At 34.7% G+C, this 13,655-nt stretch carries 10 protein-coding genes and 1 riboswitch; of the genes, 3 read left to right on the top strand and 7 right to left on the bottom strand.

The window, feature by feature from the left end:
• Window positions 1-70 precede the first annotated feature (70 nt).
• Window positions 71-179: riboswitch (SAM riboswitch) on the bottom strand.
• Window positions 180-1,088: 909 nt separating this feature from the next.
• The 3 genes from CXF59_RS14560 to CXF59_RS14550 form a co-directional block, all read right to left on the bottom strand.
• On the bottom strand, window positions 1,089-2,363 hold the full coding sequence (locus CXF59_RS14560; RefSeq protein ID WP_101138451.1) for an O-acetylhomoserine aminocarboxypropyltransferase/cysteine synthase family protein: 1,275 nt from the start codon (window positions 2,361-2,363) through the stop codon (window positions 1,089-1,091).
• A gap of 580 nt (window positions 2,364-2,943) precedes the next feature.
• Window positions 2,944-3,141, bottom strand: a complete 198-nt coding sequence (locus CXF59_RS14555) for a hypothetical protein (RefSeq protein WP_101138450.1) — start codon at window positions 3,139-3,141, stop codon at window positions 2,944-2,946.
• A 206-nt stretch (window positions 3,142-3,347) separates the two neighbouring features.
• The gene (locus CXF59_RS14550) at window positions 3,348-3,653 is read right to left on the bottom strand and encodes a hypothetical protein (protein WP_101138449.1); all 306 of its coding nucleotides are present in this window, start codon (window positions 3,651-3,653) and stop codon (window positions 3,348-3,350) included.
• 658 nt (window positions 3,654-4,311) lie between these two features.
• Between CXF59_RS14550 and metK the strand changes: the two genes are divergently transcribed.
• The 3 genes from metK to CXF59_RS14535 all read left to right on the top strand — a co-directional run bounded on the left by metK (window position 4,312) and on the right by CXF59_RS14535 (window position 7,108).
• Window positions 4,312-5,562, top strand: coding sequence for a methionine adenosyltransferase (gene metK, locus CXF59_RS14545; RefSeq protein WP_101138566.1), 1,251 nt, complete (start codon window positions 4,312-4,314; stop codon window positions 5,560-5,562).
• Window positions 5,563-5,702: 140 nt separating this feature from the next.
• Window positions 5,703-6,494, top strand: coding sequence for a hypothetical protein (locus tag CXF59_RS14540; protein WP_101138448.1), 792 nt, complete (start codon window positions 5,703-5,705; stop codon window positions 6,492-6,494).
• Window positions 6,494-7,108, top strand: coding sequence for a deoxynucleoside kinase (locus CXF59_RS14535; protein WP_101138447.1), 615 nt, complete (start codon window positions 6,494-6,496; stop codon window positions 7,106-7,108). The genes CXF59_RS14540 and CXF59_RS14535 overlap by 1 nt, the downstream gene beginning before the upstream one ends.
• Before the next feature lie 98 nt (window positions 7,109-7,206).
• Here the strand turns inward: CXF59_RS14535 and CXF59_RS14530 are convergent, their stop codons facing one another.
• The 4 genes from CXF59_RS14530 to CXF59_RS14515 all read right to left on the bottom strand — a co-directional run bounded on the left by CXF59_RS14530 (window position 7,207) and on the right by CXF59_RS14515 (window position 13,591).
• Window positions 7,207-9,663: a sodium-translocating pyrophosphatase gene (locus tag CXF59_RS14530; RefSeq protein ID WP_101138446.1), complete on the bottom strand. Its 2,457-nt coding sequence runs from the start codon at window positions 9,661-9,663 to the stop codon at window positions 7,207-7,209.
• 112 nt (window positions 9,664-9,775) lie between these two features.
• Complete coding sequence (locus CXF59_RS14525; RefSeq protein WP_101138445.1) at window positions 9,776-10,306, bottom strand: inorganic diphosphatase; 531 nt, start codon at window positions 10,304-10,306, stop codon at window positions 9,776-9,778.
• A 101-nt stretch (window positions 10,307-10,407) separates the two neighbouring features.
• Window positions 10,408-11,016, bottom strand: a complete 609-nt coding sequence (locus CXF59_RS14520; protein WP_101138444.1) for a DNA-3-methyladenine glycosylase — start codon at window positions 11,014-11,016, stop codon at window positions 10,408-10,410.
• Between the two features lie 88 nt (window positions 11,017-11,104).
• Complete coding sequence (locus CXF59_RS14515) at window positions 11,105-13,591, bottom strand: DUF5686 and carboxypeptidase-like regulatory domain-containing protein (protein WP_101138443.1); 2,487 nt, start codon at window positions 13,589-13,591, stop codon at window positions 11,105-11,107.
• Window positions 13,592-13,655 lie beyond the last annotated feature (64 nt).

Below are 13,655 nucleotides of genomic sequence, written 5' to 3'. Positions count from 1 at the left end.
TTTATGTTTTTTGATTTGTATTTGGAAATATTAAAAAGAAAAAACTAGGTAAATACTAGAAAAATCCTTGTTGTTATCTTCCCACTTTTAGTAGTGGTAGAATGCAGCACCTTCTCCGATTTCTCGAAGGGTTGCTAAGGCTTCATCGGGTCTAATCCCTCGTCCTTTCTTTATAACATTTCAATACGTGCGTGAACTTACTACTGCAAATTAACTACATATTTTTATAACAACCAAACTTTTACCATTCTGATTATTAGCGAAAAATATATTTAACAAAAAAACGCAAGACCTAGCTGAATCAAACAATTCAGAAATTACTCGCGTGTAAAAAGCTATGTCTTATAACTTTCAATTAAATAAAAAGAGTATCGTTTTCCTTTGAATACATTAAAAGGAGTATTGAATTAAAGATATTATCGGCATTTTTCCCGTTGGATATATTCATATCTAATCTTGGATTAACTCATTCATCAATTGCAATTATATTGTTGCTGTTTTTTTTGCCCCTTATATTTTTAAGAAGTCCCCATGACCTTGAAAGTTTGTTTGCCATACTCATGACATATGCATTTAAGTTGTTTGTTTTCTATTATTATTCTTTGATCGAGATATTAGTATAAAAAATCCTCTTAGAAAAAACACCAAAAGGATTTAAGTCATACGAGCTTATATTTTTAGTATCAACAGGCCTCCGCTCAAAACATTGCGACAAGGATCTGAATCTTCTTATTTAAAAATATCTTCATTTATTTTTTTATTATGAAAGCTAAAATTTGTTTAAAAATAAAAGCCTCCCAATTATATTGGGAGGCTTTTATTTTATTACCTATTTATATAATTTTAAGGCAATTGCAAGCTCCCGAATTTCTTCGATACGACTAAAAATGGTTTACAAATATTAAAATTCATCTTTACTATTTTCCTCCAAAAAAAAAGGACATTTAATCTTCTGAATTACAAATGATTCACGATAAATTAACGCTAATTTCATGATTGTAATTACAAAAACAGTTAATATTCAAATTCGACAATAATCACACCCAAAATTACCTTCAAGATTAACAGAAATTTTAAAAACGGGTCAATTAAAATGAATCAAAAACAGCTTTTAAATCGGCTTTTAAATCTTCAATATCTTCTAAACCTACACTAAGGCGTATTAAATCTTTAGAAACACCCGAAGCTAATTGTTGTTCGTCAGATAATTGCTGATGCGTTGTACTTGCCGGATGAATAATTAAAGATTTTGTATCTCCAATATTTGCTAGTAACGAAAATAGTTTTGTGTCGTCTGCTACTTTTTTAGCTGCTTCAAAACCACCTTTTAAACCAAAGGTTACTAATCCGTTTTGTCCTTTTGGTAAATAACGTTTTGCCAAGTCATAATATTTACTCGATTGTAAACCTGGATAATTTACCCACTCTACTTGGTCTTGACTTTCTAGCCATTGTGCTAATGCTAATCCGTTTTCGCTATGTCTTTTTACACGAACGGCTAATGTTTCTAAACCTTGAATGATTTGGAACGCATTAAACGGACTCAAAGCAGCACCATAATCACGTAAGCCCTCGATTCTAACTCTGGCAATAAAAGCGGCGTTTCCTAAAGCTTCGTGATAAACCAAACCATGATAACCAGCATTAGGTGTTGTAAATTCAGGAAAACGACCACTACTCCAGTCAAAAGTTCCCGCATCAACAACAACACCTCCTAAAGAAGTTCCGTTACCTGAGATATATTTTGTCAAAGAATGAATAACAATATTTGCTCCGTGCGCTATCGGATTTAGCAAATAAGGAGAAGCCACAGTGTTATCAACAATCAAAGGCACCTTTAACGCTTTTGCTTCAGTGGAAATGGCTTCAATATCTAATACATCTAACTTTGGGTTACCCAAGCTTTCGATAAAAAACACTTTTGTATTTTCATTCGCTGCCTTAGTAAAGTTAGCCGGATCAGAAGGATCGACAAAAGTGGTTGTAATCCCGAGTCTAGGCAAAGTAGTTTGCAATAGATTAAATGTTCCTCCGTACAAACTACTTGAAGCCACAATATGATCACCCGTTTTCAACAATACTAATAAAGCTGTTGTAATAGCCGCTGTTCCAGAAGCGGTAACTACAGCTCCTATTCCTCCCTCTAATGCTGCAAGGCGTTGTTCCAATATATCATTTGTTGGATTATTTAATCTTGTATAAATATACCCTGCTTCAGAAAGGCCGAATAAATTCGCAGCGTGCTCGGAATTATCAAAAACATATGATGATGATTGATAAATAGGCACTGCTCTAGTTCCTGCGTGTTTTGTTACATCATGTCCCGCGTGTAATGCGTTTGTTTCAAATTTATTAGTACTCATAATTTTAGTTTTTTGATTTTATTATTTTTTATTAAATGAAAAACCCTATTAGATGGGTATCCAAAAGGGGGTTAAGTTGTAATATAAACTTATACTTTTGGATCACCTGAAACAAACACACATCATGGTTTTTGCACAAATCATAGATTTGGCAACAGTTTGATTGACTTGTTTGAGATTTATATTGATCATTTTGAATTATATTTATATTTAAAAAAATGTTCTTGTTTAGTTTTAAAAAAAAGCTTCCCTTTTTGAGGGAAGCTTTTGCTATATTTAAGATCTTAAATTCAAGCAATATACCCTCAGGAATTTTCCTTCATGGCTTTTGACATATCACACACATTTAATTTCACAGTATTGTTTTTTTTTCTTATCACAAATCTGCTAACAATAATTTCTATATCCTAATATATTTCAAAAAATAACAATTAAAGCCGTTTCTGTTAAAACACGAATAATCAATTATTTATAAAAAAATTCATTAAACTTAATGCTAAGCTTAATATTAGATCTATTTACAGATGCTACAAAGTATTTTTGCTCATATTATATTTCATTAATTTAGGACTCCATTAAACTAGATAAATAAAATTTCATTTTCTTGAGAATACATTTGAAGCAATAATGAATTTGAAGCGTTTTTATCCCCAAAAGAGTTCGTTGTTTTGGCTTTAATTCTTGGATGAACTAATTTATTTACTAACTCTTCTTTTTCTCCTTTTTGCTCGCTTAATTTAAAATCTGAATTTCCCGAAGTTGTTTTTGATGTTTTCATGATGATTATTTTTAGTCGTTTGCTTTTCCTCTATTTAAGCTATTTAAATTCAATTGCTTAAATTTTTACATCCCTTTTGATCTACACTATTGCTACTACTAAACAACCGCTAAAAAAACAATTGTAAAATACGTTTGCTACCTTATTTTACTGAAATAGAAACGCCATAATGAATCTATTATTAATAGATTCCCGAGCAGGTAATTTTACTTAAAGTACACTTTAACAATCTTCATGTTAATTTTAATTACTCTCCTAACTTGCTTTTCGCTTAATCGTTTGTTGTTGTATGCTTTAACAAGTCGTTTTTTCAAAGCTTCCCATTTCTCTTTCATATAGGGGTATAATGATATGGATCTTTCATCCCCTTTTTGCGCATTCAAATAATGTTTATTGTATTCCTTAACATAATTATTATAATCGTCCAAGTATCTATCCCATTTACAACTTCCAATATTATGCTTTCTTTGTTCTACTTTTTCAAGTACTAAAACTCTTTCATTTGCTCTCATAATAAAATATTTTTATGGTTTATAAATTGTTCCCCTGCTCTTTGTTGTTGTTTTTTATTGCATCTGAGATCTCCCGCTTTTTTTCCAGTTTTGAAAACTGAATAAAACATATACTTAAAAAAAGGCAACTTTTTTAAATCCTTGGATTGACTCTTTTACAAATTTAAAATATAGAAGTAATGAACTAAAATTTACTCGTTAAAATACCCCAATATCAGATACACAACGTTTTTTCGGCGTCAGAATTAAGAAAAACGTTATGAAAATCGCGGTATCTGAACATAAGTTAAAGTATTATTAAAATACTTTTATGATTTGAACCATAAGTAAACAGATTGTCATAGAACAATTAAATAATAAAAACACATAAAACAAAACTTTTACTATGTCGGTATGTATGGGTTTTACGTTAATTCAAAAATAACAGCCCCATCCCAATCAAAAAAAAACTTAATTTAATATGCAATTCAAAATGGTTTCATACATTTGCACTCAATTACAAGAGGAAAAATTTGAACTGATTGCAACCTCTTCATAATGAAATGAATTCATTATGGATGCTGAAAAATTTTCAGTAGAAAAAATGCTAAAGCAGAAACTCTCCTTTAGTATTTCCCGCAATTATTTTTCCTCCCTTAATTTTAAATTTATATTTATTATGGCATATTTATTTACGTCAGAATCTGTAAGTGAGGGGCACCCAGACAAAATTGCAGATCAAATTTCAGACGCATTAATCGATAATTTTTTGGCATTTGATGTTGATTCCAAAGTAGCCTGTGAAACACTAGTAACAACCGGACAAGTAATATTAGCCGGCGAAGTAAAGTCAAACACCTACCTTGATGTTCAAAAAATTGCTCGTGATGTAATCAAAAAAATTGGTTATACGAAAAGCGCCTATATGTTTGAAGCCGAGTCTTGTGGTATACTTTCTGCTATTCACGAACAATCAGCAGACATAAACCAAGGTGTTGACAGAGCTAATCCTGAAGATCAGGGAGCTGGTGACCAAGGAATGATGTTTGGTTATGCTACCAGTGAAACTGAAAATTACATGCCTTTGGCACTTGATTTGTCCCATAAGTTATTACAAGAGTTAGCCATTCTTAGACGTGAAAATAACGAGATTCCTTATTTACGCCCAGATGCTAAATCACAAGTAACTTTAGAATATAGTGATGACAACAAGCCTACACGCATTGATGCTATTGTAATCTCGACTCAACATGATGATTTTGATGAAGAATCAATCATGCTAGCTAAAATTAAAAAAGACTTAGTATCGATCTTGATTCCAAGAATCATTGCTAAATACCCTGCGCACGCTCACTTATTTAATGATGCTATTAAATATCATATTAACCCAACCGGTAAATTTGTAATTGGTGGGCCGCACGGAGACACAGGACTTACAGGAAGAAAAATCATTGTAGATACATATGGAGGAAAAGGAGCTCACGGTGGTGGTGCTTTCTCTGGAAAAGACCCAAGTAAAGTAGATCGTAGTGCAGCTTATGCTACACGTCACATCGCTAAAAACTTAGTTGCTGCAGGTGTTGCCGATGAAATTTTAGTACAAGTTTCTTATGCTATTGGCGTAGCAAAACCAATGGGAATATTCATTGATACTTACGGAACGTCAAAAGTAAACTTGACAAACGGAGAAATTGCCAAAAAAGTAGAAGCTATCTTTGATATGCGTCCTTACTTTATCGAACAACGTTTGAAATTAAGAAACCCTATCTATAGTGAAACTGCTGCATATGGACACATGGGACGTACACCAGAAACAGTAACTAAAACTTTCTCTGCTCCAGGCGGATTGACAAAAACTGTTGAAGTTGAGTTATTTACTTGGGAAAAATTAGATTTTGTTGACCAAGTGAAAGAAGCTTTTGGATTGTAATTAGATGCAACTAAAACTTATAAAAAAACCAGCTCAATTGAGCTGGTTTTCTATTTATAAGCACTCATTAAACTCACGGCCAAAGCATTATAATTAAAATTCAAAACTATTGCCGTTTTTTTTTGTACTTTGCTCATAATATGAAAAAGCTAATTACCTTCTTTTTTCTCTTTTCCCTTTCAGTTGCATTTGGGCAAAACCAAAAAATTTACGCCAATACAACAGACACTCTCAATGTTGTTGCTGATGACTTTATCGGTTATGATCAATTTGATTTCTATTATTACATCAAGGATAACGCTCTCTACAAAATAAAAGGCACTACATCCCTTGAATATAAAAACCCTTCACTTGGAAAAATAACAAAAATTGACATCCAAAACCCACTAAACATTGTCCTTTTCTATGAGAATTTCAATGTGGTTATATTACTTGACAATCAATTAAATGAAACCCAAAAAATAAATTTTTTAGAAAACACGAGCCCCTTGGCGGTATCAGCAACTGGAATTGCCTCGCAAAATCGACTTTGGGCTTACAACAGTTTAAATCAACAGATTGGTCTTTTTGATTATATAAAAAACGAATATAAAACGATATCCACACCCTTTCCGGAAAATATAAAACACTATCAAACAGATTTCAATACCTTCTACTGGATAGACCACAAAAACAACTGGTATTCTTGCGATGTTTTTGGAGTGATAACTACAAGAGGTAAAACACCCGGTTTTGACGCTATTGAAATCATGAGTGATCATCAATTTATCTACTCCAATAATAACAAGCTCTTTTTTGAAGACTTAGAGAAAAACCAAAAATATGAAATAGAGATTTCAGAAAAAACGTTTAAAAAATTCTATTACAGAGACCAAATTTTATCTATTTTTACATCGAAGGGAATTATAAATTATAAAATCACAACACCTTAATGCACATAGCAGTAGCAGGAAATATCGGATCAGGAAAAACGACTCTAACGCGTTTATTGGCAAAACACTTTAAATGGGAACCGCATTATGAAGATGTGGTTGACAATCCGTACCTAGATGATTTTTATCATCAAATGGAACGCTGGTCATTTAATTTGCAGATTTACTTCTTAAACAGTCGTTTCCGTCAAGTTATGCAAATCCGCGAGAGCGGAAAGAAAATCATTCAAGATAGGACGATTTATGAAGACGCCCACATATTTGCACCTAACCTGTATTCGATGGGTTTGATGACCAATCGTGATTTTCAGAATTATTCCTCGCTTTTTGAATTGATGGAGTCAACAGTTAAAGCACCTGATTTATTAATTTATTTAAGAAGTTCAATCCCTAATTTAGTTGGACAAATTCACAAACGAGGTCGCGAGTATGAATCTACAATTTCTATCGATTATCTAAGCCGTCTGAACGAACGTTATGAAGCATGGGTACATACTTACGACAGAGGAAAAATACTTATCATCGACGTAGACAATATCAACTTCGTTGATAAACCCGAAGATTTAGGGGATATTATCACTAGAATAGATGCGGAAATAAACGGATTGTTTTAATCTTTCTCTTCCCTCGTGAAAAATATAAAAAAATAAACTGCCAATAAAAAAATGCCTCACTTTCGCGAGGCATTTTCTATTTATAAAAAAGCACATAGCTATTTCAAAGCATCAATTTTTGTTTGAACTTCAGCATCAGTCCCTTCAAAAACTTGTGTTTCAACTTTACCGTTTACTGTTGTTGTTATTGTGGCAGCAACTGCACCATTGACATTTGTTTTCTCAATAGTCACTTGTTTAGTAACACCATGCGCTATAGTTACACCTTTCATATACTCACAAGTCATATTCGTACAGCCTTTGGCCAAACATTCTTGTTCAGACATTGAAGTACATGCGCCAGTTGTAATGCAACAAGTGGCATTATCAGCTATAGTATGACTTCCACTTCCTAAGATTGGCGCCATCACTAATCCTATCAAACAAGTCAATTTAATTAAGATGTTCATGGAGGGTCCTGAAGTATCTTTGAAAGGATCTCCAACAGTATCTCCAGTTACGGCAGCTTTATGTGCTTCAGACCCTTTATAAGTCATCTCACCGTTAATCATAACCCCTGCTTCAAAAGATTTCTTGGCATTATCCCAAGCACCTCCGGCATTGTTTTGAAAAACAGCCCAAAGCACTCCCGAAACAGTAACCCCAGCCATATATCCTCCAAGCATTTCTGCAACTAATTGATTGTTGTCCCCATAAACCAGTTTCCCAAGAAGTACCACTACTATAGGAAATCCAATGGTCAAAATTCCAGGCAACATCATTTCTCTTAGTGCAGCCTTAGTAGAAATATCTACACATTTTGCATATTCCGGTTTACCAGTTCCTTCCATAATTCCAGGAATCTCCCTGAACTGGCGACGCACTTCATACACCATGTCCATGGCAGCTTTACCGACAGAGTTCATAGCTAATGCAGAAAAAACAACCGGTATCATACCCCCTACGAATAACATCGCTAAAACAGGCGCTTTAAAAATATTGATTCCATCAATTCCTGTAAAAGTCACATAAGCTGCAAATAATGCCAATGAAGTTAACGCTGCTGAAGCGATAGCAAAACCTTTACCAGTTGCTGCAGTCGTATTCCCTACGGAATCCAAGATATCAGTGCGTGTGCGCACTTCTTTTGGCAATTCACTCATTTCGGCAATTCCTCCTGCATTGTCAGATATAGGGCCAAAAGCATCGATCGCTAATTGCATTGCAGTAGTCGCCATCATAGCTGAAGCGGCTAATGCAACTCCATAAAATCCTGCAAGCGCGTAAGAAGTCCAAATTGCAGCAGCAAAAAGTAAAACGGTAGGAAATGTAGAAATCATCCCTGTCGCTAAACCTGCAATTACGTTAGTCCCTGCTCCCGTACTTGATTTTTGAACTATAGCCATAACTGGTTTTGTTCCCAGTCCTGTGTAATATTCTGTAACAGATGAAATAACAGCACCAACTACAAGTCCAACAATCGTAGCGTAGAAAACTCTTATCGACGAAATATCTTGCATCCCCTCACCAAAGAATTCCATTTTCATATTAGCAGGCAACATATATTGAACTAAAAAGTAACAAGCAATAGCTGTTAATCCAATAGAAACCCAGTTTCCAATATTTAACGCTTTTTGTACTTGTGCTTCTTTAGCATTTTCGTCCGTAATTTTAACTAAAAGGGTTCCTATAATTGAGAATAGGATTCCGAAGCCGGCAATCGCCATTGGCAATAAAATGGGCCCGATACCTCCAAAGGCATCATCTATTCTTCCTCCCATATCCTTAATAACATAGTTCCCAAGAACCATAGCCGCCAAAACAGTCGCTACATAGGAACCAAATAAATCTGCTCCCATTCCGGCAACGTCTCCTACATTATCTCCTACATTGTCAGCAATCGTAGCTGGATTACGTGGGTCATCTTCTGGAATTCCTGCTTCTACTTTCCCTACTAAATCAGCTCCAACATCGGCCGCTTTTGTATAAATACCTCCTCCGACACGGGCAAACAAGGCGATTGATTCGGCTCCAAGAGAGAAACCAGCCAATGTTTCTAAGACGATAGTCATATCCTCAGTTGAAGTCCATGTTCCATTCATAAAGAAATGGAAGAAAAAGATAAAGAAAGAAGTTAAACCTAGAACAGCTAAACCAGCAACACCAAGTCCCATTACGGTTCCACCACTAAAAGAAACTTTTAATGCTTGCGGCAAACTTGTTCGTGCCGCCTGTGTAGTTCTAACATTTGTTTTTGTTGCGATCTTCATTCCCATATTCCCTGCAAAAGCTGAGAAAACTGCACCGAACACAAAGGCAACAACTATTAAAATATGTGTAGTAGGAACAAAATAAGACAATCCTGCTAAAACGATGCTTGCTCCAACTACGAAGAAAGCGAGTAACCTGTATTCTGCTTTTAAGAATGCCAATGCACCTTCGTAAATATAATCTGAAATTTCTTTCATCTTACCATCTCCGGCATCTTGTTTTAATACCCAAGATCTTTTAATCCACATGAACAGAAGTCCTATAATTGCCATTACTATTGGCAAATAAATCATAATTGTATTCATAAATTCATTTTGGTTTTTGGTTAATAATCAATATAGCACAAAAACGAATGTAAACAAAAAAGCAACACTCTTAACAGAATGTTGCTTTTTTTATAAAATACAAGGGTATTTATTACTTAATACTAAATAATCCCTCTGGTTTATTCTCGATTTGATCAAAACGTTCCGTACAATTTCTTATGATATCATACGCTTCGTGTACATCACCCCATCCGCCTACATCAACCGTTTTATTTTCAAGATCTTTATACACTTGGAAGAAATGTTCTATTTCTTTTAATAGATGCGGGTTCATATCTGATAAATCATTTAATGAATTCCATATTGGATCAGATACTGGTACACAAATTATTTTTTCATCCTGTCCTTTATCATCTGCCATGTGAAAAACACCAATAGGTTTTACTTCCATAACACATCCAGGAAAAGTTGGCTCATTTACTAAAACCAATACATCCAGCGGATCACCATCTAATGCAAGAGTTTCTGGAATAAATCCGTAATCAGCCGGATACATCATTGATGAAAACAACATTCTATCGAAACGCATTCTTTTTATTTCGAAATCATATTCATATTTATTTCTACTTCCTCTTGGAATTTCGATAAGCACATCGAAAGTGTTGATTTTGTCTGCAGTCATTTTACTTTTTTCTTTTCTATAATAATCGCGACAAAAATAAGCAAACCATCTGTTTTTACAATATAAAATTGCTCTTATCTACGCATTCGCCAGCAAAAAAACTAATATTGATAGACTATTGTCCTATTTCTTTTTTTGAGATAATAATGCCATAATAAAAAAGTAGCATAAGAACGATGTGGACTCCATTTTTCAGTATGCAGTTCCATGGCTTCTTTCTCGTTAATATCAAGTAATTCTTTGATGGTATTTACCACTGCGACATCTCCCAACGGAATTAAATCCGGGGCTTGAAGGCTAAACATTAAATAGACGTCGATAGTCCAGTTTCCTATTCCTTTGATTTTAATAAGTTCTTCACGCACCTGCTCTGGAGTTTTGCTTGCTAAAGACTCCAAATCGACATTCTTGCTAAGCACTGCTGTCGACAAAGCTTTGATGTAGGACGTCTTTTGCCGGCTTACGCCAATACTTCTAAATTCTTCATCCGCTAAATCCAAAAAAATAGTCGGCTCAAAGATTTTTATCCTTTCCCTTAATTTTAAAAAAGTAGCTTTGGCTGAGTCAATAGACACTTGTTGTTCTAAAATCAGCAATACTAAGGTCTCCAATCCTTGCGGACGCCTTGGCGTGATTGGTATTCCGTATTTTTCAATTATGACATTGAAAATAGGATCTACTGCTGAAAGGTAGTCAATAGCTTCTTTCATGTGCTGATTTCTTTAGCCCAGATGGAAACGACATCCTTTTGTGCCAGGGTTTGGCACCAAAGATATAGTGTACAGCTGGAAATGGGTCCTAAAAATAAAATCCAAAAGATCCTTTTATTGAAAATCGCTGCGTATCTGGTGCGTTTAAATAATTTCCTCTCCAGGCAAAATCGATACGAAATACCTTGAATATATTTCCAATTCCTGCACTATATTCCCAATACACTTTTTCCGGTGCACTGTAAACCAAACCAGATGCATTGATAGCTCGATTTTCGTCTGAAATGGTTCCGTAAACCCCTTTTACGCCAATAATCTCTCTCCAATTAAGTTTCCTCATAAAAGGAATCCTGGCAAAAAGCCTTCCGCTGAAATTGTGGTTCCACTCCAAAGTTGCATACTGGTCGGTCACAAATTCATAGAAATTAAGGTTGCTAAACGTATTTTCGATAGTGAAATACGTTTGGTTTCCGGGAATGACACTCATCAACCCCAAAGGAATCGTTCCAAAAGTCTTCCCCACTTCCATAATTATGTTCGTGCGTCCTAATGGCCCAATGATTATGGGCTGTTTGTAATACAATTGTATTTTTTCATACTGGAAATCACTGTCCAAAAGTCCTTTAAAACCGTGACTGTAATTCAGGTAAAAACGACTGAACGGACTGTCGACATTATCCCTTTCTACGCCATATCCTATTGTTTTTCTATTGGGCGTATACTCTACCTGGAAATTAACCTCTGATTGTTTCACGTCACTTTTCGTCACCGTACGTGCCGCATCCGTATAATAATCCAAACTGAAAGCATCAGAAGCCGCTTCCAATGTCCTATACGAAAATCCCGTTTGGAAAGTCAAATTCTTGACAGGTTCCATCTCGACACCAACATTGGTAAGGTTGATATTAGTCAGTTTACCGTTACTTCCAGACGAAAAAACGGATGATGAGGCAAAACTTCTGCCCAAAATATCATTTGTCGTGGTCAAACTTGCCCCTATTTGTTCAACATCGCGTCTATTACCTCCTGACAAAATAATTCGCTTTTTCTTATCAACCATCCACTTACCAGAAAGTCCGTATTTGAATTTATCATCTTTAAAACCGTAGGCAGTATAACCCTGTAGACGCCAAGTATCATTTGGTCCAAAATAAGTTCTTCCCCCAGTCCTTAATCGAACACCCTCTACTTCATTAAAACCAAATGACGAAAAAATGGGGCCGTAATCAAAATGTCCAACTTGTACGTAACCACTACCCAGAATTTGAACCAAATTATATATTTGCTGAAATTTCTTTACCGTTTTCAAAGTATCCAGCATTTTATAAACGCCTATTTCGTCTTTAGTCAACTTTTCATACCGGTTTTCCCGCCAATATTCTTCTGATTTATTGTAGACTTCATTATCTATAAAGCTTACCTCTTCTCGATAAAAAGCTGCCGGTTTCTCTTTATTAAATACGTGATTATCATAAAGTGTTGTTCGCTTGCCATAAACCCCTTTAGACTCTTCTTTTTTATTTAATGCAAAGTCGGACATCATGTAATCTCGCGTCAGCAAAAATATCGAGTCATTCTGCACATCAAATTCCTGTTCGATATAGATTTCCTTTACCCAGTTGATATTGGCGCTTTTTGTAACCGCCATATTAATTTTCTTAATGGCAAACGTGCTATCATTTACCCAAAAATCACCTTTAAAAGTCAATTCGTTCTTTCTTCTGGGATAGAACACAATATTGTAGCACCATTTCTCACCAATATAAGCACTATCCTTAAGAACATAATTATACACATCAATCCCTGTTTTTGACAACGGACTAGTGAAACTTTTATCAAAAAAGGTCAAATAATTATTGTAAATATCATAATCTGAATACAAATCTTTCACAAAAGACATAATTTGTTGATTATTACTGAAGCCGGAGTTTTTATTTGCCTTTAATTTTTCTTTTACTTTATTCAGCTTGTTACTTCCGTAAACATCAGACAATGATTCGTTTATAAATATAGGCAAATAAGTTTTTCCCGTGACTCTAGACGTATCCACTTGATCGAATATAAATTCCATCCCCTTAAAAATCTTGCTTTTCATAAAAGCACTGTCAATTGTGTTCATGTCAAACTCAACTTTTTCATACTTTTCCATCTGGTATTGGTCAAACTGACTCAAGCCATTTTTGCGCTTTCTTTCCCAAATTTTTCTAAGTATGTCTAAAGCAGGATTGTCTTTTTTCGAAGTTTTTCCGGTAAAAATAACGACTTCTTTCAGGTTTTCGGCTTCGTTTAACTGAATCCTGAAATTATAACTAACCGCGTTCGCTAACGTAATTTCCCGATCGGAAAAACCAACGGATGCAACTAGCAATGCAGTATATTTCTTAGTTGATTCAAGGTAAAAACGACCCTCTTCATTAGCAACAGTCCCTTCACTAGCACCCTTGAAGACTACATTTGCAAAAGGAACCGGCTGGTTCATTTTGTCCACAATTATACCACTCACTTTCGTTTGGGCAAAGAGAGCGCTCGCTTGTAAGAATACACAAAGTAGACTAAATATTATAATCTTTTTCATAATTCACTTTAAAAAAAAAACTTCATCATACTAACGCATGATGAAGCCTTAATAGTATAATTGT

The sequence above is a fragment of the Flavobacterium sp. ALD4 genome (genome assembly GCF_002836475.1).
Classification (GTDB): domain Bacteria; phylum Bacteroidota; class Bacteroidia; order Flavobacteriales; family Flavobacteriaceae; genus Flavobacterium.
This window is presented reverse-complemented; position numbering and strand designations above follow the sequence as displayed.